At 67.7% G+C, this 24076-nt stretch carries 24 protein-coding genes; 9 read left to right on the top strand and 15 right to left on the bottom strand.

The window, feature by feature from the left end; translation table 11 throughout:
- Positions 1–91 precede the first annotated feature (91 nt).
- Complete coding sequence (locus K368_RS0104970) at positions 92–1030, top strand: lipid kinase (RefSeq protein WP_155935316.1); 939 nt, start codon at positions 92–94, stop codon at positions 1028–1030.
- 45 nt (positions 1031–1075) lie between these two features.
- Complete coding sequence (locus K368_RS0104975) at positions 1076–1819, top strand: TerC family protein (RefSeq protein WP_027171426.1); 744 nt, start codon at positions 1076–1078, stop codon at positions 1817–1819.
- A gap of 177 nt (positions 1820–1996) precedes the next feature.
- Here K368_RS0104975 and K368_RS0104980 read toward each other — a convergent pair whose 3' ends face one another.
- The 5 genes from K368_RS0104980 to K368_RS0105000 all read right to left on the bottom strand — a co-directional run bounded on the left by K368_RS0104980 (position 1997) and on the right by K368_RS0105000 (position 5867).
- Positions 1997–2887: a phosphatase PAP2 family protein gene (locus tag K368_RS0104980; RefSeq protein WP_027171427.1), complete on the bottom strand. Its 891-nt coding sequence runs from the start codon at positions 2885–2887 to the stop codon at positions 1997–1999.
- A gap of 145 nt (positions 2888–3032) precedes the next feature.
- Positions 3033–3914, bottom strand: coding sequence for an alpha/beta hydrolase (locus K368_RS0104985; protein WP_036265973.1), 882 nt, complete (start codon positions 3912–3914; stop codon positions 3033–3035).
- 171 nt (positions 3915–4085) lie between these two features.
- Entirely contained in the window at positions 4086–4928 is an 843-nt protein-coding gene (gene dapD / locus K368_RS0104990; RefSeq protein ID WP_027171429.1) for a 2,3,4,5-tetrahydropyridine-2,6-dicarboxylate N-succinyltransferase, read from the bottom strand.
- A 126-nt stretch (positions 4929–5054) separates the two neighbouring features.
- Positions 5055–5318, bottom strand: a complete 264-nt coding sequence (locus tag K368_RS0104995) for a YARHG domain-containing protein (RefSeq protein ID WP_027171430.1) — start codon at positions 5316–5318, stop codon at positions 5055–5057.
- 96 nt (positions 5319–5414) lie between these two features.
- On the bottom strand, positions 5415–5867 hold the full coding sequence (locus K368_RS0105000) for a cyclic nucleotide-binding domain-containing protein (RefSeq protein ID WP_027171431.1): 453 nt from the start codon (positions 5865–5867) through the stop codon (positions 5415–5417).
- 176 nt (positions 5868–6043) lie between these two features.
- Here K368_RS0105000 and K368_RS0105005 point away from each other — a divergent pair, with 176 nt between their 5' ends.
- Positions 6044–6265, top strand: a complete 222-nt coding sequence (locus K368_RS0105005) for a hypothetical protein (RefSeq protein ID WP_027171432.1) — start codon at positions 6044–6046, stop codon at positions 6263–6265.
- 3 nt (positions 6266–6268) lie between these two features.
- Here K368_RS0105005 and K368_RS0105010 read toward each other — a convergent pair whose 3' ends face one another.
- A complete protein-coding gene (locus K368_RS0105010; RefSeq protein ID WP_027171433.1) occupies positions 6269–6955 on the bottom strand; it encodes a response regulator transcription factor in 687 nt (228 codons plus the stop codon).
- A 271-nt stretch (positions 6956–7226) separates the two neighbouring features.
- On the opposite strand from K368_RS0105010, the gene K368_RS0105015 reads away from it, so the two are divergent.
- Positions 7227–7763 carry a L,D-transpeptidase family protein gene (locus tag K368_RS0105015; RefSeq protein ID WP_027171434.1) on the top strand — a complete coding sequence of 179 codons (537 nt, stop codon included), beginning with the start codon at positions 7227–7229 and terminating at the stop codon, positions 7761–7763.
- A 30-nt stretch (positions 7764–7793) separates the two neighbouring features.
- On the opposite strand, the gene K368_RS0105020 is transcribed toward K368_RS0105015, so the two are convergent.
- The gene (locus K368_RS0105020) at positions 7794–9119 is read right to left on the bottom strand and encodes an MFS transporter (RefSeq protein WP_027171435.1); all 1326 of its coding nucleotides are present in this window, start codon (positions 9117–9119) and stop codon (positions 7794–7796) included.
- Positions 9120–9273: 154 nt separating this feature from the next.
- Between K368_RS0105020 and K368_RS0105025 the strand changes: the two genes are divergently transcribed.
- Entirely contained in the window at positions 9274–9699 is a 426-nt protein-coding gene (locus K368_RS0105025) for a MarR family winged helix-turn-helix transcriptional regulator (protein ID WP_027171436.1), read from the top strand.
- 202 nt (positions 9700–9901) lie between these two features.
- Here K368_RS0105025 and K368_RS0105030 read toward each other — a convergent pair whose 3' ends face one another.
- The 5 genes from K368_RS0105030 to ileS all read right to left on the bottom strand — a co-directional run bounded on the left by K368_RS0105030 (position 9902) and on the right by ileS (position 17300).
- Positions 9902–11203 carry a pitrilysin family protein gene (locus K368_RS0105030; protein ID WP_036266755.1) on the bottom strand — a complete coding sequence of 434 codons (1302 nt, stop codon included), beginning with the start codon at positions 11201–11203 and terminating at the stop codon, positions 9902–9904.
- 64 nt (positions 11204–11267) lie between these two features.
- On the bottom strand, positions 11268–12653 hold the full coding sequence (locus tag K368_RS0105035; RefSeq protein WP_027171438.1) for a pitrilysin family protein: 1386 nt from the start codon (positions 12651–12653) through the stop codon (positions 11268–11270).
- A 261-nt stretch (positions 12654–12914) separates the two neighbouring features.
- On the bottom strand, positions 12915–13544 hold the full coding sequence (locus tag K368_RS0105040; protein ID WP_027171439.1) for a hypothetical protein: 630 nt from the start codon (positions 13542–13544) through the stop codon (positions 12915–12917).
- Between the two features lie 211 nt (positions 13545–13755).
- Positions 13756–14256 (bottom strand): signal peptidase II, encoded by a 501-nt coding sequence (gene lspA, locus K368_RS0105045; protein WP_027171440.1) that lies wholly within the window; start codon positions 14254–14256, stop codon positions 13756–13758.
- 59 nt (positions 14257–14315) lie between these two features.
- Positions 14316–17300: an isoleucine--tRNA ligase gene (gene ileS, locus K368_RS0105050; RefSeq protein ID WP_027171441.1), complete on the bottom strand. Its 2985-nt coding sequence runs from the start codon at positions 17298–17300 to the stop codon at positions 14316–14318.
- Positions 17301–17735: 435 nt separating this feature from the next.
- Between ileS and K368_RS0105055 the strand changes: the two genes are divergently transcribed.
- Complete coding sequence (locus K368_RS0105055) at positions 17736–18008, top strand: hypothetical protein (protein WP_027171442.1); 273 nt, start codon at positions 17736–17738, stop codon at positions 18006–18008.
- A gap of 133 nt (positions 18009–18141) precedes the next feature.
- Positions 18142–18390, top strand: coding sequence for a hypothetical protein (locus K368_RS0105060; RefSeq protein WP_027171443.1), 249 nt, complete (start codon positions 18142–18144; stop codon positions 18388–18390).
- A gap of 79 nt (positions 18391–18469) precedes the next feature.
- Here the strand turns inward: K368_RS0105060 and K368_RS0105065 are convergent, their stop codons facing one another.
- From K368_RS0105065 to K368_RS0105075, 3 genes are all read right to left on the bottom strand, one after another.
- Positions 18470–19132 carry a MarR family winged helix-turn-helix transcriptional regulator gene (locus K368_RS0105065; RefSeq protein WP_027171444.1) on the bottom strand — a complete coding sequence of 221 codons (663 nt, stop codon included), beginning with the start codon at positions 19130–19132 and terminating at the stop codon, positions 18470–18472.
- Between the two features lie 235 nt (positions 19133–19367).
- Positions 19368–19757: a response regulator gene (locus tag K368_RS0105070; RefSeq protein WP_027171445.1), complete on the bottom strand. Its 390-nt coding sequence runs from the start codon at positions 19755–19757 to the stop codon at positions 19368–19370.
- An 82-nt stretch (positions 19758–19839) separates the two neighbouring features.
- Positions 19840–21108, bottom strand: a complete 1269-nt coding sequence (locus tag K368_RS0105075; RefSeq protein WP_027171446.1) for an adenosylmethionine--8-amino-7-oxononanoate transaminase — start codon at positions 21106–21108, stop codon at positions 19840–19842.
- A 145-nt stretch (positions 21109–21253) separates the two neighbouring features.
- Here K368_RS0105075 and K368_RS0105080 point away from each other — a divergent pair, with 145 nt between their 5' ends.
- On the top strand, positions 21254–22819 hold the full coding sequence (locus K368_RS0105080; RefSeq protein WP_027171447.1) for a hypothetical protein: 1566 nt from the start codon (positions 21254–21256) through the stop codon (positions 22817–22819).
- Between the two features lie 50 nt (positions 22820–22869).
- Positions 22870–24018, top strand: a complete 1149-nt coding sequence (locus K368_RS0105085) for an aminotransferase class I/II-fold pyridoxal phosphate-dependent enzyme (RefSeq protein WP_027171448.1) — start codon at positions 22870–22872, stop codon at positions 24016–24018.
- Positions 24019–24076: the final 58 nt, after the last annotated feature.

The raw sequence follows: 24076 nt of genomic DNA on the forward strand, positions 1-24076 counted from the left end.
TCCTTCTCTGCCTTTGCGCTGACGCGGCGCGAACGCATCGGGGGGTTCTGAAACACGTGGTTGTTGCGATGATCTCATGTGGCATCCCCGGATGCCCCTTCCCGGAGGCCGCATCGTGAGCGCCGCCTCCACCCGCCGGGCTCTCCTTCTCGTCAACCCGAACGCCCGGAACGGCTCGTTCTCCCTCGACGCCGTGCGGGACTCCCTGCGTGCCGCCGGCATCGAGCCGTTCGAGCCGCCGGGTGATCCCGATTGCACGGCGGTGATCAACCGCCATGCAAAGGACTGCGATCTCGTCATCCTCGGCGGCGGTGACGGCACCATGAACTCCGCCGCACCGGCCCTGGTCGAGACCGGCCTGCCCCTCGGCATCCTGCCGCTGGGCACCGCCAACGACCTCGCCCGCTCCCTCGGCCTGCCCACCGACCCGGTGGAGGCCGCGCAGCTCATTGGCACGGCGCAGCCTCAGGCAGTGGATCTCGGCTGGGTCAACGGCCGCTACTATTTCAACGTGGCGAGCATCGGCTTTTCGGCCGACCTCGCCGGCGACCTGACCTCCGAATCGAAGAAGAAGTGGGGCACGCTCGGCTATGCCATCGCCGCCATGCGCGTCCTGCGGCGGGTGCGTCCGTTCACGGTCTATCTCGAACATGACGGGCAGACCGAGACCATCACCACGATCCAGGTCTCGGTGGGCAACGGTCGCCACTATGGCGGCGGGATGACCGTGGAGGAGACCGCCACCGTCGATGACGGCAAGCTCGATTTCTACAGCCTGGAGGTGAGGCACTGGTGGCGGCTCATCGCGCTGCTGCCTGCCCTCCGACGGGGCACGCAGGGCAAGGCGGCCGACGTGCGTGCCTTCAACACCACCGAGATCGTGGTGAAGACCAAGAAGCCCAGGCCGGTGAACACGGATGGAGAACTCTCCACCTACACCCCGGCCCATTTCAAAGTCGTGCCCAAGGCCATCCGCATCTATGCGCCCGAGCCTGCCGAGCGCCCCGGTATCATCCCCGCCGCGTCCTGACGTTCCGCCGCTTTCCGACCTGACGACGTTCGAGGTTCTCTCCCCGTGGATTCTCTTCTTCAGCTCGCCGCAGACCCCACCGCCTGGGTGGCGCTCGCCACCCTCATCGTGATGGAGGTGGTGCTCGGCATCGACAATCTGATCTTCATCTCGATCCTCACCAACAAGCTGCCGGCCCATCAGCAGACCAAGGCCCGCCGCATCGGCATCGGCCTCGCGCTGGTCCTGCGCCTCGGCCTGCTCGGCACCGTCGCCTACATCGTCCACCTGACGCAGCCGGTCTTCGAAGTCTTCGGCAAGGCCTTCTCCTGGCGGGACATGATCCTGATCGGCGGCGGCCTGTTCCTGCTGTGGAAGGCGACGAAGGAAATCCACGAGACCGTCGATCCCGATGACGGCCACGAGGATGCGTCCTCCCCGGTGGCGCTGAGCTTCGCCGCCGCCGTGGGGCAGATCCTGGTGCTCGACCTCGTCTTCTCCATCGACAGCATCATAACGGCGGTGGGCATGACCGATCACGTGCCGATCATGGTGATCGCCGTCATCACCGCCGTCACCGTCATGCTGCTCGCGGCCGACCCGCTTGCGCGCTTCATCGACGCCAACCCCACCGTGGTGATGCTGGCACTCGGCTTCCTCATCATGATCGGCATGACGCTGATCGCGGAAGGTTTCGGCGCCCACGTGCCAAAGGGCTACATCTACACCGCCATGGCTTTCTCGGCCGGCGTCGAGGCGCTCAATCTCCTCGCCCGGCGCCGGAGACGGAGCAAAACCACGGCGGGCTAAGAGGTGCCGCCTCTCACCCTTCCCGTTTCACGGGAAAACGAAGAAAGGCCCGACCAGGACACCGGTCGGGCCTTTCTTCCTTCCGGCATGCTCGAAGGGGCCTCGTGGATGGGCCGAGGCGCAACCGACATGACCTGCTCTGCAGAAGATCGGCTACTACCGAGCCCCCGTGACCGCCTACAGGATGGGTTCGCGTAGAGCCGAGGTTTCGCGGGCACAGATCGCCTGATCGGGGGGCGAGCCTTCCTGAGAGAGGTTCTTCGCCATCTCCACGCGGGCTCGCTCGAGATCAGTACGGAAGCTGGAATCACCCTGGAGCGAACTGACGACAACGCTGGCCGTGGTGCGTCCGGCTTCCACGTCGCTCGCCCAATGCACACCGCAGACGATGCGATTCTCGCCGTAAGCCTTGCCGCGCAAGAAGAACTGCGTCGCCTTCTCCGGCACCAGTGCGGCGAGGATGGAGGCGTAGGCCCAGCCCTGTGTCGCGTGGCTGGAGGGGAAGCTGAAGGCATCACCCAATTCGCGGGTCCGCGCCACGCAGATCTCTGCCTCATTGCCGACGAAGGGACGCAGGCGGCGATAATGCTCCTTGAGCGAGCGGGTGGCCCGGCTGATATCGAGGCGGGTCCGTTCGAGCAGCGTCATCAGCGCGGGCGAGCGGGACTGGTCGATCTTGCGGCCGAGCACGCAGGCGAAATCATCGAGGATGGCCGAAGGGCCGTCCGCTACATCCGCCGTGGCGAGCTCCCAACGCGCGCTGCCCTTCAGGGCGCGGGTCGCCGCAAAGGTGGTCTTGTCCGCCGTCTCGGCCGCCGATTGACCACGTGGGGGCGGCGGCAGGATCGCGACGGCATCGGGTGCGGTCGCATCGGACAGGTAGGGCGCGCGCGCCGGCATTCCCGGCGTCAACGGCGTGGTCGCGACGGCAGGCGCGGAGCGGGGCTTGCCCCCCGTCGTCTTGGTGTCGACGGAATTCGCCGCGGGCGCCTGCGCCAGGGTGGGGGCTGCCATCAGGGCGCAGGACGTGAAGGCGAGCGACGCGAGAGTGGGAAGCAGAGGGGACATGACAGCGGCTCAGGATCAAAGGCGTCGGGAATGGCAAGCGATAGGGGAGCCATAGTGTTCCTGAACGACACTCGTATGGCACCCTGAGCGCATGACATTTCGCCAATCCGTAACGGGTTTGGCCACCGGTCGGCGCGCGACACCCCTACCGGATGCCGGCGCGGATCGCGGCGGCGACCTCCCCCGAATATTCCTCGTGCGGACTCAAGGCCCCCGGAACCGAAGCCTTGGCTACGTGCCCGGCGGCGATGAGGGCGTCCATCTCGGCGCCGGATCGGCGGGGCGCACGCTCCGGCCGCAGGACGAGGAGCGGCGGAAGTCCGTCCGCCTCGATCAGGGCGAGAAAGTCCTTGCGGGCCTTGAACGGGTCGAGACCTCCGGTGACGAAGGCCGCCGTGCCGAAACGACCCCCCGGCTGGAGCGTGACGGCGTGTTTGTCGGCGATGATGCCGGGCGTGACATGGTCCGGATCGGCATAGACATGCGCACGCATCATCCGGCCGATGATCGGAGGACTGATGTTGATGCGGTAGAGCGCCTCGCCCAGCAGTGGAAGCTCGATGGCTTTGCGGATGCCCGAGAGCCAGCCGCGGCGCGAGTCGCCGAGAGCGGTGGGCAGCGGCCCACGCCACGTGGGGGCAATGAGGACGAGCTGGTCGAACATGCCCGGATGCCGCCGGGCGGCCGCCACGAGATAGGGCCCCGCATGACCCGCCGCGATGCCGATAGCGTAGGGGCCGGGCAACGCCGCGAGCAGGGAATCCATGAAGGCGTGGAACGTCTCGGGCTCCATGGCGATGCGGGAACGCGGATGGTTGCCGAAGCCGGGCCAATCGGGAATGAGGCAGCGATAGTCGTGGCCGAGGATCTTGGCGAGGGGCCGCATCTCCGCGCGGGCCGAGATCGATGACAGGGCCGGCAGGAGCAGGGCCGCCGGGCCGCTCCCGACGATATCGCAGGGCGTCGGGACCTTGCGCTCCAGCACGTCGAGCTGAAAGCCACGGGTGGAGTGGGCAGGCTCGATCATCGCTCGCAACGCCTCATCCGGGACGGTCTGTATCGGATCGGAGATCTAACGCGCCGGTCGCCGCCGCACAGGTTGGCCCTGTGTCGCGCCATGGTCGACGACGGGTGCCGGACCCCCTCCTCCCGCAGGCGGGAAGAGGGAATGCCGATCGCAAGCGAACCCGGGTTCGCCTCAGGTGCGAAGCAACTCGTTGATGGCGGTCTTGGAACGGGTGCCCGCATCCACGCGCTTGACGATGACGGCGCAGTAGAGGCCGGGGCCGGGCGTGCCGTCGGGCAGGTCCTTGCCCGGCGTCGTGCCCGAGACCACCACCGAATAGGGCGGCACGCGGCCATACATGACCTCGCCCGTGGAGCGGTCGATGATCTTCGTGGAGGCGCCGATATAGACGCCCATGGAGAGCACGCTGCCCTCACCGATGATCACGCCCTCGGCCACCTCGGCGCGGGCGCCGATGAAGCAATTGTCCTCGATGATGACCGGATTGGCCTGGAGCGGCTCGAGCACTCCGGCGATGCCGGCGCCGCCGGAGATGTGGCAGTTCTTCCCCACCTGCGCGCAGGAGCCGATCGTCACCCAGGTATCCACCATCGTGCCCTCGCCCACATGGGCGCCGAGATTGATGAAGGAGGGCATCAGCACGGCGCCGGGCGCGATGTAGGAGCCGCGCCGCACGAAGCAGCCGGGCACGGCACGGAAGCCGGCCTCGCGAAAATGCTTCTTCTTCCAGCCCTCGAACTTCGAGGGCACCTTGTCCCACCAATTGGCACCATCGGGACCGCCATGGATGATCTCCATGTCGTTGAGGCGGAAGGACAGCAGCACCGCCTTCTTGAGCCATTGGTTGACCTGCCACTCGTCGTCCACTTTCTCGGCCACGCGGGCCTTGCCGGAATCGAGCAGGTCGAGGGCCTCGTCCACGGCCTCGCGCACGGCGCCCTTGGTCGAGATGTCGATCCCGGCGCGCTCCTCCCAGGCGGTCTCGATGGTGGCGGAGAGATCGGCGTGGGACATGGCGGCGTTCCGGTCGGTGATGGGGAGGGCCGTGCTTACAAAAGGCGGCCGCGCCTGTCACCTCGGGCCATCGCTCGAAGCGATGGCCCTGTCCTGTCATCTCGGGGCTTCAGGCGAAGCGTGGGCTCACTCCCGGCAGCCGTTGCGGGTTTCCTCCCGCACGATCTCGCCGACCTTCGCCCGGTCGCGGGCGGAGAGTGGGACGTCGCGGATGTCGGAGAAGCGACAATTGACGTTGCCGAAGGCCGCGATCGCGCGCTGGGTCCTGAAGCAGTAGCCGGCCTCCGCATAGACCGCGTTGCGCTCACCCCAGAGTTCGTCGCACGGAAATGCCGCCAGCGCCGGGGTGGCGGGCAGGAGGGCGAGGCAGAGAATCACGACGGCGCGCATGAGCACTTCCCGAGAGAGCGTTGAGGGACGGAGGGTTTTTGGCTCGTCTTCGCAGGTTTCGCCGGCTCGTGCGTCCGGCGAGAGGGCGATACGGTGTCAGATGGCGTCGATCCTTGCCCGTACGCCGTCGAGATCCTCGATCAACGTGCCGAGGTCGTCGCGAAGGGCGGCGTGGATCGCCTCGGCGGCATCGGGAAATTCCTCGAGCACCCGGCGCATCAGCGTGGGCGTGATGCGGACGACCTCCGCCGCTGTGACGGCATGGGCGTCGGTGGGGCGCTCGCCGCGCAGGAATAGCGCCATCTGCCCGATCAGGGCGGAACGGCCGACCCTGACGGGCTCGGCACCGGCGCCACGCGGCGCCAGCTCGACCGTTCCGGACATGACGACGTATCCGCCATCGCTGCGCTCGTTGCGGGCGAACAGCACGTCTCCCGGCATCAGGCTGCGACGCTCGGCTGCGAAGGAGAGCAGCCTCAGGGCATCGCGTCCCATGAAACTGAACAGGGGCGCGGCCGCCAGGATCGCGATGTCGTCGTCGAGCCCCAATGCCGTCCGCTCCCTCACGACGGAGGCGTCCCTCCGGCGGAGCTAGCCTTAGCCGAAGGCGGGCGAGGGGGGAAATCCGGCGCGGCGCCCGCGTGTGCAAGGAGGGCCGATCAAACGGATGTCACGAAACCCGTGGATAGACGCGTCTCCCGAGCAAGACGAAGACGGAAACTCCGGTGTCCAATCACCTCTGCCTGGATCCGAACGATCCCTATGCGCAATCCGAAGTCCTGGTCTTCTTCGAAGGCAGGTATCCGGATATCCGCCTGCTGTCGGTCATCGACGGCAACGACGATGAGATCCTGTCCGATCTCGTCCACGAGCAGCAGCGCGACCTCATCCGGGAGATCGCCGCCTTCTATACATCCGGCGGTGATGCGCCGATTGTGGTCGCCTGATCTTCAGGGCAGCAGCTTGTAGCCGCCGCCTTCCGTCACGAGGATGGCGGTGACGGCCGGGTTCGGCTCGATCTTCTGGCGCAGACGGTAGATGTGGGTCTCCAGCGTATGCGTGGTGACCTGCGCGTTGTAGCCCCAGACCTCGGCGAGCAACGTGTCGCGCGCCACCACCTCGCGGCCGGCGCGGTAGAGGAAGCGCAGGATCGCGGTCTCCTTCTCGGTGAGCTTCAGCTTCGAGCCGCGCTCGCAGACGAGGAGCTTCGCGCCGGGGCGGAACGTGTAGGGGCCGATCTGGAAGACGGCGTCCTCGCTTGCCTCGTGGCTGCGCAGATGCGCGCGGATGCGGGCGAGGAGTACGGCGAACTTGAACGGCTTGGAGACATAATCGTTGGCGCCCGCCTCGAGGCCCTCCACCGTGTCCTCTTCCGAATCCTGCGCGCTCAGCATGATGACCGGGCCGCGATACCCGTTACGGCGCATGGTCCGCACCGCCTCGCGCCCGTCCATGTCCGGCAGGCCGACATCCATGATCGCGAGATCGATCCGATCCTCGGCCACGCGGGCGAGGGCGGATGTCCCGTCCTCCGCGCTGACGGTGACGAACTCCTCGTACAGATCGAGCTGTTCGATCAAGGTTTCGCGCAGGGACTCGTCGTCGTCGCAGATGAGCAGGCGATGGGTGGTCGACATCGGCCGGGGATACTTTCACACGCAACTGGGATGCGCCCGGACGGGCCGATCCCGAAAACTTGAGAGACGGCCGCGTCGTCGGCCGCGAGCCTACACAGCAGAGTGATGGCGGGTTTATGTCAGAACCTTGAACGACGTCACGCCGAGGGCAGACTTTGCACGTCCGTGACGCTTCGACGCCCGGAAAAGTTTCGCCTGGGCGTCGTCGGCGTGCATCCTCGCCTTAGGAATGGGCTGGCTCGAACCGGTCCGTCCAGACGATAAGGTGGACATGATCCGTCTGACTCTCACTCGCATCCGCGTCCGTCGGCTGGTGAGCGACCCCACCCGCGGGCAGATTCTCGCCGCCAATGCGGTCATCCCCTGTGCGCTCGGCCGCTCCGGCATCGGTCAGGTCAAGCGGGAGGGGGACGGCCTGTCCCCGCGAGGCGTCTTCCGCCTCCGGGCCGGAGCCTATCGCCCGGACCATTTCGGAGCGCGTCCCCGCACCGCGCTGGCTCTGCGCCGGACGCGACGGAGCGATGGCTGGTGCGACGACCCGCGCGACAGGCGCTACAACCGCCCGATCGTCCTGCCCGCCCCCGGCGTGAGCGCGGAGCGGATGTGGCGGGAGGACGGTCTCTACGACCTTGTGGTCGATCTCGACTACAACCGGCAGCCGATCCGACCGGGGCGTGGCTCGGCGATTTTCCTGCATGTGGCGCGGGCGGGATACCTGCCGACGGAGGGCTGCATCGCGGTGAAGCGAACCGATCTCGTCCGGTTGCTGCGACGCCTCGGGCCGCGCACGCATCTGCAGATCCTCTGACGCCCGCATCCGCTACCCTTTCGCCTGGGTCTACCCCCGCGCCGGCAGAGCGGCGGATGATGCGTCCTGCCGGTCGCCGGGCCGCGACAGGGTCATGACCAGGATGGCGGCGAGGATGCACAGGGCGCCGGCGGCGAAGAAGGCGGGCAGGTAGCTCGACAGGGCGGTGCGCGACAGGCCGGCGCCGTAGGCGATGGTGGCGGCCCCGAGCTGGTGGCCCGCGAACACCCAGCCGAAGACGAGGTTCGCCTTCTCGCGCCCGAACCGGGCGGCGGTGAGCCGTACGGTGGGCGGCACCGTGGCGATCCAGTCGAGGCCGTAGAAGGCGGCAAAGACCGACAGGCCGACGAAGGAGAAGTCGGAGAAAGGCAGGAACATCAGCGACAGGCCGCGCAGGCCGTAATACCAGAACAGGAGCCAGCGGTTGTCGTAGCGGTCGGAGAGCCAGCCCGACGCCACCGTGCCGATGAAGTCGAACACGCCCATCGCCGCGAGCACGCTCGCCCCCTGGACCGGGCCGATGCCGTAATCGGCGCAGAGGGGGATGAAATGGGTCTGGATCAGCCCATTGGTGCTGGCCCCGCAGATGAAGAAGGTGGCGAAGAGCACCCAGAACACGCCCGTGCGCGACGCCTCCCGCAGGGCACCGAGCGCACTGCCGGCCATGACTGCCGGTCCCGGAACGGTACCGGCAATAGAGATGTCGCCATAGGGGGCCAGTCCCATCTCCTCCGGCCGGTCGCGCATCAGCGCCGCGACGGCGAGCCCCGCCGTGAGCAGGAGGCCACAGATGACGAGCATCGCGGCGCGCCAGCCGAGATGCTCGGTTAGGGCGGCGAGAAGCGGCAGCACGATGAGCTGGCCGGTGGCCGAACTCGCGGTGAGGAGACCGACCACGAGGCCGCGCGAGCGCGAGAACCAGCGGGTCGCGATGGTGGCGCCGAGCACCAGGGCCGTGAGTCCCGTGCCTATGCCGACGACGACGCCCCAGAGCATGACCAGCTGCCAGACCTCGGTCATGAACAGGGAGGTGAGGAGCCCCCCGACGATGAGGAGAAGCGCCAGGAGGACGATGCGGCGCGGGCCGTAGCGGTTCATCAGCTGGGCCGCGAACGGCCCCATCAATCCGAACAGGACGAAGCGCACGGCCAATGCCGAGGAGATCGTCGCCGTGTCCCAGCCGAATTCCTTCTGCAACGGCAGGATCAGCACGCCCGGTGCGCCCACGGCGCCCGCCGTCACCAGCATGGTGAGGAAGGTGACGCCTGCGACGACCCAGCCGTAATGGACGTTGCGGCGGGCGAGTGGCGCGGCAACGGCGTTCGACATTGATCCGAACGGAGCGGTGCTGGGCATAAGGCCTCTTCGGGTTCCGCAGGGTGGTTCGGCGCGATGACCGAGCGGGGAGGCCTGGCACCGCGACGCGTTCGACCCTTGCTTAGGCGCATATGCACTCGTTAGACAAGCGCGTTGCTCTCACCCCTGTGACCCGTTTCTCGAGGATCTCGCGATGGACCATCCGGCGCCGGTCTTGCCGTGCCACTGCCTCGCCCTTCGCCAGGCGTCGCGCCGGCTGACGCAGCATTACGACCAGCATCTCGCACCGACCGGCCTGCGCACCAGCCAGTTCGGCCTATTGCGCGGTCTCGCTCGCGTCGGGCCGATCTCCATCAACGGCTTTGCCGAGATCATGGTGATGGACCGGACTACGATGGGCCGTGCCCTGCATCCGCTCACCCGGGACGGGCTCATCGCCGCCGGTCCCGGACCGGACGGCCGCACGCGCTCCCTTACCCTCACCGCGGCGGGTCGAGACCGCATCGAGGAGGCGCTGCCTTTCTGGGAGCGGGCGCAACAGACGTTCGAGGAACGCTACGGAGCGGAGCCGGCAGGCGACCTTCGCCGGGCGGCCGGGCGGCTCGCCCTGTCGGTCTGATAGGGGGTCGCCGGCGCGACGCCGTTCTTGGCTGGGTCCCGGATCGCCCTTCGGGAGTCCGGGAAAGGGGAATGAATCGATGGGTTCGGAACGTCGATCAGACCGCCGCCCTCGCCAATCCAAGCCTCCCTTCCCCGCTCACCCGCAGCGACGCGGCAGGTGAGCAGGAGTTCAGACTACAAAGCCGCGAAGCGTCCGGATTCTACAGGAAGTCCGTTGGTCGCCCTGCGGCCACCACCAGCATCCTACCATCGGCAAAGGTGCGGGCGCCGGCGCGGCGGATGTCCGCTTGGGTCACGTTCGTCACCATCTCGTTGCGGCGGGCGAAGTAGTCCATGCCCAGCCCCTCGAAGGAAATCTGCACGAGCTGGTGCGCGATCTTGGTCGAGGTGTCGAAGCCGAGTGCATAGGAGCCGGTGAGGTAATCCTTGGCCTTCTGAAGCTCCTCGTCGGATGGGCCGTCGCTGATGAGGCGGCCGATCTCGTCGCCGATCACCGACAGGGCTTCGCCGACGCGCTCGTTCTTGGTGGCGGTGTAGCCCCAGGTCATGGCGCTGGCGCGGTGACTGACGAGGGAGGTGCCGACCGAATAGGCCAACCCACGCTTCTCGCGCACTTCCTGGAACAGGCGCGAGGTGAAGGAGCCGCCGCCGAGGATGTGGTTGAGCACGTAGGCGGGGATGAAGTCCGGGTCCTTCCACGGCACGCCACCCATGCCGAAGCGCAGGACCGATTGCGGCACGTCGATATCGACGACGACGCGGCGCCCGAGCTGGCCGACCTGGGTCTGCGGCACGGCGTTCAGCGGTCCGGCCTCGTCGAGGACACCGAAGGCGCGGTTGAGGGCATCGGCCAGACGGTCCGCATCGATGGCGCCGACGGCCGCCACTTTCAGACCGCCGCGGCCGATGATCTGCCGGTGCATCGCCACGAGGTCGTCGCGGGTGATGGCCGCGATGCTCTCCGGCGTGCCGGACGAGGGACGGGCATAGGGATGGCCGGCATAGGCTTCGGCGAAGAAGCGGCGTGAGGCCATCACGCCCGGATCGTTCTGCTGGTAGCGCAGGCCGGCCAGCGTCTGGGCGCGCACGCGCTCGATGGCGTCGGGGTCGAAGCGCGGCTTGGCGAGCGCCAGGGCGAGGAGGTCGATGGCCTCGTCGGCGTGCTTGACCAGCATCTTGAGGGAGCCGCCCACCGCGTCGGCGCCGGCATGGAACGACAATTCGATGGCCCGCGCGGCCAGACGCTCCTGGAAGGCGTCGGAAGAGAGGTCGCCGGCGCCCTCGTCGAGGAGGCGCGCCAGCATCTGCGCCACGCCGCCCTTGCCCTCGGGATCCTGAGCCGCTCCCCCCTCGAAAGTGAAGGCGAGGGCGATCATCGGCACCACGGGCGATTCCACGTGCCAGGCCTCGATGCCGGCGGCGGCGGCCACCGGAAGCGCCAGGGTGGGAGCGTTCGCGCTGCGGGCGGCGGTATCGACCAGATTGGCTTCGACCGAGTTCATGAGAACCTCATTCTTCTTCTGGGCGCCCGGGCCGGGATCAGCGGGATCGTGCGTGAGGGTCGCCTCACGCAACGGCGGCGTCGGGATCGCGCGTCTTGGTCAGGTATCCGGTGACGGAGCGGGCGGGGATCAGGTAGCGCTCCGCGACGGCGGCAAGGCGATCTCGCGTCACGCCCTCGATGTCGGATGGCCAGCGGCGGACCTCCTCAATGCTCTCGCCGATGGCGAGCGCCGAGCCGTAGATGCGGGCCAGCGACGACTGGCTGTCGGAGGAATAGACCGTCTCGGCCACGAGCCGGGTCTTGGCCCGTTCGATGGCCTCCGGAGCCAGGGCCTCGGAGGGGACGCGGCGCAGAACGCGGTCGACCTCGTCCTCCAGGCGTTCCAGGCTCACGCCCTCGGCGGGGATGGCGTAGACCGAGAAGCGCGTGTCGTCGATGGCCGAGCCCATGTACCAGGCGCCGGCATTCACGGCGACGCCGAGCTCCATCACCAGCTTGCGGTAGAGGAATGAGGTCGAGCCGCCCCCCATCACCTCGGCCAGCAATTCCAGGGCGTGGCACTCGCCGTCGCGGGCGGTCATGCAGGATGGGGTGAGATAGAGCCGCTGCAGGGTCGGTTGCTCCACCTTCGGATCGACGACGCTGAGCCGGCGGAGCGCGCGGGGCTCCGGCTCCTTGGCGCGCACGCGCACCGGCCGGGCACCACGCGGCGTCACGAGGCCGTAGGTGTCGTCGGCGAGCCGCCGGACCTCATCGGGCGTCACGTCGCCGGCCACGACCAGGATGGCGTTCTCGGGGGTGTAGAAGCGGTTGTAATAGTCGAGGGCGTGGGTGCGGTTGAGATCCTCGATCTCGTGCATCCAGCCGATGATCGGCGTGCCGTAGGGGTGATGCACGAACAGCGAGGCGGCCATGGCCTCGGAGAGCTGAGCCGAGGGATCGGTTTCGACCCGCATGCGGCGCTCCTCCAGAACCACGTCACGCTCGGGCGCCACTACGGAATCCTCGAGGACGAGACCGGTCATGCGGTCGGCCTCGAACTCCATCATGGTCTTGAGGTGGTCGCGGGCGACGCGCTGGAAATAGGCGGTGTAATCGTAGGAGGTGAAGGCGTTCTCCTGGCCGCCGAGGCCGGACACGGCCTGCGAGAAGGCGCCGACCGGATGCTTCTCCGTGCCCTTGAACATCAGGTGTTCGAGGAAATGCGCGATGCCGGACTGCCCGATCGGATCGTCGGCCGAACCGTTGCGGTACCATACCATGTGCGTCACCACCGGCGCGCGGTGATCGGGGACCACGACGACGTCGAGACCGTTGTCGAGGGCGAAGGCGGAGACTTCGGGTCCACCGGCCTCGGACCGCCCGAACGGTGCGGCCTCGGCCCGGCCGGCATGGCCGTAGCGTCGGTTGAGCGAGAACCCGGGCGTATCCTTCCGCAACAGATGCATCGTCTTTTCCTTGATACGTCGGCCATGCGTGACCGCCCGTCATGAACGCAATGCCCCTTAGCGCACGCCTCGGATGCCACGATTCCGCAGGCCGAGGTCAGGGCAAATCCCGTACCGGCACCCTTCAGGGCGCCGGTACGGGCACCGGATTCACCGGGACGGGGCCCATCTCCTCTACGAGGGACGAGACCGTCCATGAGGTCGTGCCGGTTCGGCGATCGGGCCGGAACGCCACGTCGCCGGGCTTCTCACAAAAACTGGCTAGCGACCTCGGATGTAGGCACCCGGATCGGATTCTTCACGCTCGCGCGAGGGATTGTTGATGGGGTCGCTGTTGTTCCTGGCGACCGCCTTCGGGGCCTTGCGGTATCCGTTCGGCGGGTCGGTGAGCGTATCGCGATCGGGCTCGGCGAGGATGGGCTCGGCCTTGTCCTCGCGCTTGCCGAAGATGTCGAAGGGGCTCCAGATCGACGAAGAAGCGCCGTCGCTCTCGGGACGGCCCGGCTCGGTGCGCACGCTGGCATCGGCGCGGCGGCCGCCGCGCATCTCGTCGAGCGAAAGCGTCATGTTGTTGTCGTTCATCCGCCCCTGCGCTCCGCGGGAGATCGGCTTCTTCGCGTCGGCGAGTTCGCGCTCGCGCTGGACGATCTCGGGATCCTTGGGCCATTGCGGCGTGGCGGTCGCGGCGCGCGGCGCCGGCAGCGCCTTGCCGTCGAGCTTGGGCGGCATCACCAGGGGAGCCCGCTCGCGATAGGTGATGGCCGGCTTCTCTGGCTCGATCAGGCCGATGCTGCTCAGGGTGTCGCGCATGAACACGCCTTGCTGCGCCTGCGCGCCACTCGCCGCGAGGAGTCCGGTAAGGCCGAGAATGAACCCGCGATGCCCGATCATGCTGCCCCCAAATTGCGCCGGCCCGCAGAGTGCGCCAGCTCGATTGCCTGCCCGGAACGTGCTGGCGCGTGTTGGTGTCGATCGATGCCGGTCTTGCCCTCGTGGCCTGACGGCGGTTTCAGGCGAACGTATGGCGCCTTGACCGCAGCGCACCAGCCTCACCGACACAACGATCCGCAGTGTGGTTTACGGATCACAGCCACGCGAATGTTCAGGGGCCGCTCGGAGGGGCCTCATCGCGAGGGCGCCGCATCGGGATCAGGCTGTCGATGAGGAGGCCGACGACGCCGGCGACGATGGCCGCATCGGCGATGTTGAACACGTACCAGGACCAGGCGCCTGCATGGAGGTGGACGAAGTCGAACACCGCGCCATAAGCCGCCCGGTCGATGGCGTTACCGATCGCCCCGCCCGCGATGAGCCCGAGGGCGGCCGCCAGGAGCAACGACGAGGCGCGGTGCATCCAGGCGATCATCCCGATCGATGCCGCCACGGATACCGCCACCAGGATCCAGCGGCCGAGGCCGCCATCCTGCTGGAACAGGCCGTAGGAGATGCCGCGATTCCAGACGACGACGACATCCGCGAAGGCGGTCAGATGCCACGGCTGCGTCAGCACCAGATCGGTGCCGAAATAGAGCCAGAGCTTGGAGGCCTGATCGAGGACGAGGGTGGCGAGGAGGATGAGCAGGCCGAGGCGGAAGGGGGGCATGCCAGGGCCTTCCCCTCCCCCCAAGGGGGAGGAGAGGCCCGTGTCGGATCGCGAAGCGCTCACGCCACGCCCGCCGGGACGTTCAGCGCATCCCATTCCCGCAGCGCCTGGGCGTCGCGGGGCGTCACGTCCGGGTAATCGGGATCGGAGCCGACCGTCTCCGAGACGCGCCACGACCGGGCGCATTTGCGACCCTTGGCCGGCCCGGAGACGACCGCCACGACGCGCACCTCATCGATGCGGAAGGCTTCTTCCGGCCCCTCACCCTCGATGATCGTGATGCCGGAGGTGATGCAGACTTCCGAGAAATCGATCCCGTCGAGGGCGGAGAGCAGATCGGGATCAGCGACGAATACGGTCGGTGCCGCCTCGAGGCTGGCGCCGATGCGCTTGGCCGCGCGCTCGATCTCCAATGCACCGGTGACCACACGGCGCACCCGGCGGATCTTCTGCCAGCGCTCCGCGAGTGGGGCGTTCCGCCAGGAGGCGGGGGTCTCGGGCAGCGTCTCGAGATGGACCGAGCCGACATCCGACGGGTAACGGTCGAGCCAGGCCTCCTCCGCCGTGAAGGCGAGGACGGGGGCGAGCCAGATCGTCACCCGGCGGAAGGTCTCGTCGATCACCTGGAGCGCGGCGCGGCGGACCTGCGACGAGATCGGGTCGCAATAGAGCGCGTCCTTCCTCACGTCGAAGTAGAAGGCCGAGAGGTCGCCGGTCATGAAGCCGTTGAGGAGCGCCACCACCCGCTTGGTGTCGAAGGTGGCGTAGGCCTCGCGGATCTCTCCGTCGAGTTCGCAGAGGCGGTGCAGGATCAGCCGCTCCAACTCGGGCAACTCGGCATGGGGCACGGGTTCGCCCACTTCGAAATGCGCCAGCGAACCAAGCATCCAGCGCAGCGAGTTGCGCAGCTTGCGGTAGGTCTCGGCGAAGGTCTTGATGATCTCCGGGCCGATGCGCAGGTCGTCGGCGTAATCGGAGGCCGCCACCCAGAGGCGCAGGATGTCGGCGCCCGAATCCTTGATGACGCTCTGCGGCGCCACGACGTTGCCCTTCGATTTCGACATCTTCAGACCCTTGGGGTCGAGGACGAACCCGTGGGTGAGGACGATGTCGTAGGGCGCGCGTCCCCGTGTGCCGGCGGATTCCAGTAGCGACGACTGGAACCAGCCGCGATGCTGGTCGGAGCCTTCGAGATACATCACCGTGTCCCGGCCGCCGTCACGCTTGCGCACGACGCCGGACAGGCCGGGGAACTGGTCCGGGTCGTCGAGGACGAAGGCGTGGGTCGAGCCGGAATCGAACCAGACGTCGAGGACGTCCGTCACCTTTTCGTAGTTTGCCGGGTCGTGATCCGGCGCGAGGAAGCGGGCGCCGTCCCGGTCGGTGAACCAGGCGTCGGCGCCCTCGGCGGCGAAGGCCTCGGCGATGCGGGTATTCACGGCCTCGTCGCGCAGGACCTCGCTGGTGCCCTTCCTCACGAACACGGTGATCGGCACGCCCCAAGCGCGCTGACGGGACACCACCCAGTCGGGCCGATTGGCGACCATGCCGTTGATTCGGTTCTTGCCTTGGGCGGGCACCCATCGCGTTTCGTCGATGGACTTCAGCGCCACCTCGCGCAGCGTCTTCTCACCGAGGGACTCCACCGGCTTATCCAGCGCAATGAACCATTGCGGCGTGTTGCGGAAGATCACCGGCTTCTTCGAGCGCCAGGAATGCGGGTAGCTGTGCTTGAGCGTGCCGCGCGCCACCAGGGTTCCGGCCTCCGTGAGCGCCGCGATGACAGCCTTGTTGGCATCGCCCTTGTCGCCCTTTGGGGTAAGGACGAGTTTTCCCGTGAAACCCGGAGCCTCCTCGGTGAGCGCCCCATCGGCATCCACGGTATAGGGGATGCGGGTATCGATGCCGCGCGCGGCAAGCGCCCGCCCGTTGGCCATCCAGACCTCGAAATCCTCGCGGCCATGGCCCGGCGCCGTATGCACGAAGCCGGTGCCGGTCTCGTCGGTGACGTGGTCGCCTTCGAGGAGCGGAACCTGGAAGTCGTAGCCGGGCACGTGCCCGGCGAGCGGATGCGAGAGGGTGAGGCCGACTAGCTCTGCCGCCGACACGTCGCGGACGCGCTCGAACGCCTCCACGCGGGCCGAGGCGAAGACCCCGGCGGCGAGGGTGTCGGCGAGGAGGTAGGTGTCGCCGGTCTTGGCCCAGTTATCCTCGGCTGCCGCGGTGACACGATAGAGGCCGTAGGCGACGCGTTTCGAATAGGCGACGGCACGGTTGCCCGGCATCGTCCAGGGGGTGGTCGTCCAGATCACGATCCGTGCCGCGGCAAGATCTTCAGGTGCTCCGGCGGCGACCCGGAACGCCACGAAGACCGTGTCGCTGACGTGGTCCTCGTACTCGACCTCGGCCTCGGCCAGCGCCGTCTTCTCCACCACCGACCACATCACCGGCTTTGAGCCGCGATAGAGCTGGCCGGTCATGGAGAAAGTCATGAGTTCGCGCGCGATCGTGGCCTCCGCCGGGAAGGTCATGGTCGCGTAGGGATGGTCCCAGTCACCGGTGACGCCCAGCCGCTTGAACTCGGCCCGCTGCGTGTCGAGCCACTGCCCGGCGAAGGCCCGGCATTCCTGGCGGAACTCGAGGACCGGCACATCGTCCTTGTTGCGGCCCTTGGCGCGGTACTGCTCCTCGATCTTCCACTCGATCGGCAGGCCGTGGCAGTCCCAGCCCGGCACGTAATTGGCGTCGTACCCGAGCGCGCCCTGTGAGCGGACGATGACGTCCTTCAGGATCTTGTTGAGTGCCGTGCCGATATGGATGTTGCCGTTGGCGTAGGGCGGGCCGTCATGGAGCACGAATTTAGGCCGGCCGGCGGCCTTCACCCTGATACGGCCGTAGAGGTCGATGGCGGCCCAGCGCTCTAGGAGAAGCGGCTCACGTACCGGCAGGCCGGCCCGCATCGGGAACTCGGTCGTGGGCAAGAACAGGGTCTGCGAATAGTCGCGGGCGGGCAGGCCGGTGTCGGGGGATGTCGAATCGGTCATGGGGTCTTCTGCGAAACGGTGCGCTGATCTTCAGGACGGTCGGCGTCTGGCCGATGTCGGCGAACGGAGGCGGTGCGGCCGCCCTCCCGGCTCCCGCTCGGGCCGCCGCAGCGGCCTTCAGGCGGAGGCCGGGCTCGTAATTCGAAGGCGGCTCAGGCCGCGCGGGACATCGAGAACGCGCATTCCCGGCTTCTAGCAGCGCCGGACGGTAGAAACCAGCATCCGCGAGGCTATCATCCTTCCGCATCGTCCGGCCCGTCGGGTGCTGGCAAGTGCCGATCGGGATCGATGCCACCTTTTCGAAGCTCGGCCGTTGTCAGTTTATGCGTGACGGCGTGCCATCCCGGTCGGGACTGGTGCAGATCCGGACGCTGAAGGTCGATCCGGACGCAAGACCGCGGCCGGCATTCGACAAGAAGAAAAGGAAATCCCGTCATGAAGAAGGCATTGCTTGCTGCCACCCTCGTCCTGTCCGCCTTCGCCCTGTCGGGCGCGGCAGAGGCCCAGGGCCTTCCCGGCGGCGTTCGCCGCGGCGCAGCCGAGGGTGACCGCGTTGGTGGACCGATCGGCGGTATCGTGGGCGGCGCCGTCGGCGGCGCTGTCGGGACGGTCAACGGCGCCCTCGGGATCGATCCCGGCCGCAGGGCTTACCGCACGCGCATGAATTCGCGGCGCCATGACCGCCACCGCCATCGCCACTCCCGCTGAAACGCTTGCGGCCCGGCCTTCCCGCAGAGGAGAAGGCGGGCCGCAATTCGCAACGCGATTCAGTGGTTTAAGCTTGTCTTTATACCTACTTGCTAGCGTGCGCCCGTTCCTTACGAACGGGCCGGCTGTGCCGATGGCAAAATGGGTTCCCCTCACGGCCCTCTTCGGGCTCGTTTCCCTGATGGTGATCCCGACACCGGGCATCGTCGGAATCCTCATCGGCAGCGCCTGCGCCCTCGCCATCATTGTCAGCGCTGTCGTCATGGCGATCGACCGACTCGCCGGGCGCCTTGCCCTCAGGCTGGCGCGGCGGAAACGGCGGCGCGCGTCCAGGCGCCTTCACGGCCACCACGCCCATTCCGGCATTGCCAGGAAGACCTGAAGGCGGCCTCACCATCCGGCCGCTCGTAATGCCCTGACGCGAGTACGAGTCAGGGCCATCCGTCCAAAGACGGTCCGATTCAGTCGAGCCGATCGCCCTGGATCGGCACGACCAGCGCATCGGGCTCGTCGTCGTCGTTCTCAATATCGGCGTCGCCATCGACTTCGTGGCCGGTGACACCCGAGACATCGGCGAGGTTGCGGGCGGCCTTGCGCAGGAGCTTGCGCAGGCGGCGGCGCTCCTTGCCGTCGAAACCGTCGAGCATTTCCGCTTCGACGTCGTCCCAGATGCGCTCGATGGCCTCCGCCTTGGCGAGGCCCGCATCGGTAAGCCGCACGCGGACGATGCGACCGTCCCCGGCCTCCGCGCGCCGCTCGACGAAGCCGAGGGCCGCGAGGCGCGAAATCGTCTTGGAGGCCGTGGGCGGCCGGACCCGCAGGGTGGCGGCGAGATCGCCCATGGTCATGGTGCCGGCAACCGCCAAAGCCTGAACCACCTGTTCCTGCCCGGCGAACAGATCGAGGGCGGCGAGACGATCCCCCACCCGGGAACGGTGCAGCCGCGCCGCCTGGACCAGGGCCCAGCCGACGCTCTTCGAGCCGGGAGGGCGAATACGCTTGTCGGACTTGCCCATCGTTACTTCGGTGTCCCTGCCGGCTTTGTCGGTCCTGGCTGATTCGGACGCGCCCGATGATGTGGCCTTGCCGGACGATACCGCCCCTCGCTCTTCAGCCGAAACCATCGCCGCCCGACTCCACGCTCACAGGAGGCCGCCCTCCCGAGCTGCCGATTAAGATTCCGGCGAAGGAGGCGGACCATGTGCCTGCAGATGGCGTCCAGCTCGTGAAGCTGAGATGACAGTCGGCTTAAATTCGCGCCGAAACCAACGGTCGGTGAAGAGATCTTCCTCAAGGCGAAGAGATGTTCGCCGGCCTGAAACACAGGCCGGCACCGGTGCTGGACTGTCGCCCGGCGTCTCAGCAGGGCATCAGGCTCTGGATCTGCTGGAGGATGTCTTCTCCGGTGCAGGGACGGGAAATGAATCGGGCGCCCGCCGGAATCCGATCGGGATCGGGAGCGGCACGGCCTGACACGATGACGATCGGTAGGGTCGGACGAGCTTCCGATACCGCGTTGGCGAGATCGAACCCATTGACCTTGCCCGACAATTCCACATCCGTAATCAACCCGCAGATATCGGTGCGGGCCTGGAGAATGCCCAGCGCCCGCTCCGCGGATGCGCATTGCACCGTTTCATAGCCGCCATCCTCGAGAACATCCCCGAGGTCCATGATCGTTAGGGCCTCATCCTCGACGAGGAGGATCACAGGCCTGTCGTCGTCCGAGCGCGTCGTCTCATTCACCACGATGCCCACCCTTCACCGTTTGACCCAACTTGATCCAACGATAAACATCCGTTCAGGTTGCAGGGCACGGGCGGACAGATTTTCACCCCCGCGCTCCGGCGTCCAACGTCGTTCGGACGGCATGGTCCACGGCTTCGCACAAACGGCCGAGATCGTCCGGTGCGATGGTCAGGGCCGGCGTGAGGTAGACGATGTCGCCGAAGGGGCGGACCCAGACACCCTGCTCCACCAGGCGCGCCTTGAGCGCCGGGAGATCGGGCGCGTGTTCGAACTGTACAACGCCGATGGCGCCGAGGACGCGGATGTCGGCGATTCCGGCAAGGCCCCGCAGACCGGAGAGTCCCTCCCGCAGGCGGATCTCGATCGCCCGTGCCTGTTCCAGACGCGGCTCGGTTTCGAACAGGTCGAGGCTGGCATTCGCGGCGGCGCAGGCGAGAGGATTGGCCATGAAGGTCGGGCCGTGCATCAGCGCAGCCGTGGGGTCGTCAGACAGGAAGGCTTCGAAGACCGGACGCCGCGCGATCGTCGCAGCCAGCGCCATGGTGCCGCCGGTGAGCGCCTTCGACAGACAGAGGATATCGGGCACGATCCCGGCCTGCTCGCAGGCGAAAAGGGTGCCGGTGCGGCCGAAACCGGTGAAGATCTCGTCGGCGATGAGGGGCAGTCGGTGCCGCTCGGCTGCCCGCGCCACCCGCGCCAGGGTCTCGGGGGCGTGCATCACCATTCCTCCCGCCCCCTGGACCAGGGGCTCGACGATGATCGCCGCCAGGGTATCGCCATGCTCCGCCAAGGCACGGTCGAGGGCGTCGGCGGAAGCCTCATCCGCCGGCAGGTCGCAGAAAAGCTGAGCCGGCAAATAGGTGCCGAATCGGCGGTGCATGCCCTCCTCCGGGTCGCAGACCGACATCGCTCCCATCGTGTCGCCATGATAGCCGCCCCGGAACGCGAGGAACCTGCTGCGTCCCGCGATGCCCCGGTTGAGCCACATCTGCGCGGCCATCTTGAGAGCCACCTCCACCGCCACCGAGCCGGAATCGGTGAAGAACACGTGGTCGAGGTCGCCCGGAGCCACGGTGGCGAGGCGGGAGGCCAGGCGCTCAGCTGGCGCGTGGGTGAGCCCCCCGAACATCACATGGGGCATGGCATCGAGCTGGGCCGCCACCGCCGCGCGGATATGCGGATGGTTGTAGCCATGGACCGCCGTCCACCACGAGGCGATGCCGTCGATGAGCTCGCGCCCGTCGGAGAGCACGATCCGCGAACCCGAAGTGCGCACGGCCTCCAGGGGCGGCACCGCATTCCGCATCTGCGTATAGGGCCGCCAGAGAGAATTTTTTGGATCCGCAGGCATCCGTGGGGGATGGGCGTGCGCAGCGGAACGGTCAAGGGATCGGTACCCTAACCCGATCTTAAAGCCGCCGGAGGCATGGTCCGCCACCTTGCCCTCCAGGCCATCATCGGCCTTCCGGAGGGATGTCGTTGTCCGGGACCGTCCTGTGCCTGCCGAGAGATGCGAACTCGTCCCCGGCCGGCTATGGGGCACCTCTCCCCTGACCGTTGCGTTGTTTGCAATCTTGTTCGTCATTGCCTTGCTCCCGGTGCTGGCGATGCCGATCCCGGCGATGGTGGACTATCCCAACCACCTCGCCCGCATGCACATCCTCGTGCGTGACAGAACCCCGGAAGCGCATCCCTTCTACCGGGTGACCTGGGCGCTCTATCCCAACCTCGCCATGGACCTCGTCGTCCCGCTCATCGCGCGGGTCACAAGCGTCGAGCTCGCGACCCGGCTCTTCCTGCTGGCGAGCCAGATCCTCACGATCACCGGGGCCATCGCCATCGAACTCGCCGTGAAGCGCCGCTTTCAGGTGAGCGGCTTCCTCGCTTTGCTGGTGCTCTACAGCGTTCCCTTCGCCTGGGGTTTCGTGAACTTCCAGTTCGCCCTCGGCATCGCGCTGTGGGGTATTGCCTGCTGGATCGTCCTGCAGGACCGGGCTTGGCCGCTCCGGCTTGCGATGCACACCCTCTTCGTGGCCCTGCTGTTCGGCGCCCACCTGTTCGCGCTCGGCCTCTACGGCTTCACCCTCGGCATCCATGAGCTCTGGCGTGCCTGGAGCCGGCATTCCGCCCTGCCGACGACGATGGCGCGCTTCCTGGCTCTTGCCCTGCCGGCGGTCGTCGCCTTCTCGATCATGAAAGCGACCGGCGGCTCCGTCGGTCAGGAGGGGACCACCTGGAACGGCCCTTGGAAGCTCGTGATGCTCTTCACGACCTTGAACGGCTACAGCCTGTGGCTCTCGGCCGCCGGGACCGTTTTTCTCGTCGGACTCACCCTCCTGCTCGCATTGCGCGGTGCGTTCCGCGCCGTCCAATCCGGCTTCTGGCTGGCCGGCAGTCTCGCGGTTCTCTTCGTCGCCCTGCCCACACGACTGTTCGACACCGCTTTCGTCGATCTCCGGGTGACGGTAGCCGCCCTCCTGATCGTACCGGGCTTCATCGTGGTGTCGCCGCCGAGCGGAGCCTGGGAGCGCATCGCGGCTGCGGTCGTCCTGGGCGTGACCCTGGTGAACCTGGCCTGCGCCCTCACCGTCGCGGCGATCTACCGGAGCGAGTATGCGGCGCTCCTCACCTCCTTCGGGCAGCTGAAGCCGAAGTCCCGCGTCCTCGTCGGCCATAGCGGCAGCGGCGAGGACCCACCCCTCAAGGACCTCTCCGATTATCCGATCTATAATGCGGTGACGCTGGCCGTCGCCTATGCGGATGCGTTCGTGCCGACGCTGTTCACCTCCATCGGCAAGCAGCCGGTGACGGTGATCGATGGCTACCGCCATCTGGCCGTCCCCTATGGCGGCCCGACGGCGATGGCGATCCTGCGCGACATCGCCGGGGGCCGTCCCAACGAGGACGCGCCCGACTATACCCGCGCCTGGACCGAGGATTTCGATTACCTCTACGTCGTCGGCCACAAGGCTCCGAACCCGATGCCGGGCCTCCTCGTGCCCCTGAGCCTATCCGCGCGATTCACGCTCTACCGCATCGAGAGGCACCGGCCGCGCGAGTGACCACGGTGCGTGCTTGACATCGCAAGGGCACGGGCCTCCTTCCCGCTCCCATGTCCGACCTCGACCGCACCGCCAGCCTCGAAGCGTTCGCCCGCGACCATCTCGCCCGCCTCGACGAGACCTCCCTGCGCCGGCATCTCCATCCAACCACGCGCGGCCCGCAGGCGGCGGCGACGCGACACGGGCGCAGCCTCGTCTCGTTCTCCTGCAACGATTATCTCGGCCTGTCGCAGGATCCGCGCGTCATCGCGGCGGCCCAAGCCGCGACCGCGCGCTACGGCACAGGCGCCGGCGCCTCCCGCCTCGTCACCGGCAGCCACCCGCCCCTCGCGGCCCTGGAAGAGCGCCTCGCCGCCCATAAGCGGACCGAAGCGGCCCTGGTCTTCGGCAGCGGCTATCTCGCCAATCTCGGCATCGTCTCCGGGCTCGCCGGCCCGCGCGACCTGATCCTCGTGGACGCGCTCGGCCATTCCTGCCTCTGGGCGGGGGCGCGGCTCTCCGGGTCGAAGGTGCTGCGGTTCGCCCATAACGACCTCGGCGATCTCGAAGCGCTCCTGGCCAAGCACCGCTCCCGCCACCAGCACGCGTTGATCCTCACGGAGCGCGTCTACAGCATGGACGGCGACCGGGGGCCCATTGCCGACATCCTACGTCTCGCCGACGCGCACGATGCCTGGACCCTGGTGGACGACGCCCACGGCCTCGGCGTCGTCGCGGCGGATGCCCGCGCGCCCCTGGAAATGGGCACCCTGTCGAAGACCCTCGGCTCCTATGGCGGATATCTCTGCGCCTCGCGCGCCGTGGTCGACCTGATGACGAGCCGCGCCCGCAGTTTCGTCTACACCACCGGCCTGCCCCCCGCCTCGGCGGCGGCGGCCCTGGCCGCCCTCGACATCGTCGAGGGCGAGCCCGATTTCGCCGCCCGCCCCCTGGTCCTCGCCCGCCGCTTCACCACGCATCTCGGCCTGCCCGAGGCACAGAGCCCCATCGTCCCCATCCTCGTCGGCGAGGCGGACGCCGCGCTCGGCCTTTCGGCCGCTCTGGAGGAGCAGGGCTATCTCGTGGTCGCCATCCGCCCGCCCACAGTCCCGGCCGGGACGGCGCGGCTGCGGGTGGCGTTCTCGGCCGCGCATACGGACGCGCAGGTGGATGGGTTGGCCGAGGCGGTGATCGGGCAAGGCCTCGATGGGAAAACCTGAGCCGACATCGGGACGGGTGTCATGCGCGTTCATCTCTCCCCGCGGGCGGGGAGAGATG

The organism is Methylobacterium sp. 10 (genome assembly GCF_000519085.1).
In the GTDB taxonomy this organism is placed as follows: Bacteria; Pseudomonadota; Alphaproteobacteria; order Rhizobiales; family Beijerinckiaceae; genus Methylobacterium.

Excerpts from the sequence above, each read along its gene's own strand:
- K368_RS0104970 (WP_155935316.1), top strand. The coding sequence starts at position 92 with ATGCCCCTTCCCGGAGGCCGCATCGTGAGCGCCGCCTCCACCCGCCGG.
- K368_RS0104980 (WP_027171427.1), bottom strand. The coding sequence starts at position 2,887 with ATGTCCCCTCTGCTTCCCACTCTCGCGTCGCTCGCCTTCACGTCCTGC.
- K368_RS0104985 (WP_036265973.1), bottom strand. The coding sequence starts at position 3,914 with ATGATCGAGCCTGCCCACTCCACCCGTGGCTTTCAGCTCGACGTGCTG.
- dapD (WP_027171429.1), bottom strand. The coding sequence starts at position 4,928 with ATGTCCCACGCCGATCTCTCCGCCACCATCGAGACCGCCTGGGAGGAG.
- K368_RS0104995 (WP_027171430.1), bottom strand. The coding sequence starts at position 5,318 with ATGCGCGCCGTCGTGATTCTCTGCCTCGCCCTCCTGCCCGCCACCCCG.
- K368_RS0105010 (WP_027171433.1), bottom strand. The coding sequence starts at position 6,955 with ATGTCGACCACCCATCGCCTGCTCATCTGCGACGACGACGAGTCCCTG.
- K368_RS0105015 (WP_027171434.1), top strand. The coding sequence starts at position 7,227 with ATGATCCGTCTGACTCTCACTCGCATCCGCGTCCGTCGGCTGGTGAGC.
- K368_RS0105020 (WP_027171435.1), bottom strand. The coding sequence starts at position 9,119 with ATGCCCAGCACCGCTCCGTTCGGATCAATGTCGAACGCCGTTGCCGCG.
- K368_RS0105025 (WP_027171436.1), top strand. The coding sequence starts at position 9,274 with ATGGACCATCCGGCGCCGGTCTTGCCGTGCCACTGCCTCGCCCTTCGC.
- K368_RS0105030 (WP_036266755.1), bottom strand. The coding sequence starts at position 11,203 with ATGAACTCGGTCGAAGCCAATCTGGTCGATACCGCCGCCCGCAGCGCG.
- K368_RS0105035 (WP_027171438.1), bottom strand. The coding sequence starts at position 12,653 with ATGCATCTGTTGCGGAAGGATACGCCCGGGTTCTCGCTCAACCGACGC.
- K368_RS0105040 (WP_027171439.1), bottom strand. The coding sequence starts at position 13,544 with ATGATCGGGCATCGCGGGTTCATTCTCGGCCTTACCGGACTCCTCGCG.
- lspA (WP_027171440.1), bottom strand. The coding sequence starts at position 14,256 with ATGCCCCCCTTCCGCCTCGGCCTGCTCATCCTCCTCGCCACCCTCGTC.
- ileS (WP_027171441.1), bottom strand. The coding sequence starts at position 17,300 with ATGACCGATTCGACATCCCCCGACACCGGCCTGCCCGCCCGCGACTAT.
- K368_RS0105055 (WP_027171442.1), top strand. The coding sequence starts at position 17,736 with ATGAAGAAGGCATTGCTTGCTGCCACCCTCGTCCTGTCCGCCTTCGCC.
- K368_RS0105060 (WP_027171443.1), top strand. The coding sequence starts at position 18,142 with ATGGCAAAATGGGTTCCCCTCACGGCCCTCTTCGGGCTCGTTTCCCTG.
- K368_RS0105065 (WP_027171444.1), bottom strand. The coding sequence starts at position 19,132 with ATGGTTTCGGCTGAAGAGCGAGGGGCGGTATCGTCCGGCAAGGCCACA.
- K368_RS0105075 (WP_027171446.1), bottom strand. The coding sequence starts at position 21,108 with ATGCCTGCGGATCCAAAAAATTCTCTCTGGCGGCCCTATACGCAGATG.
- K368_RS0105085 (WP_027171448.1), top strand. The coding sequence starts at position 22,870 with ATGTCCGACCTCGACCGCACCGCCAGCCTCGAAGCGTTCGCCCGCGAC.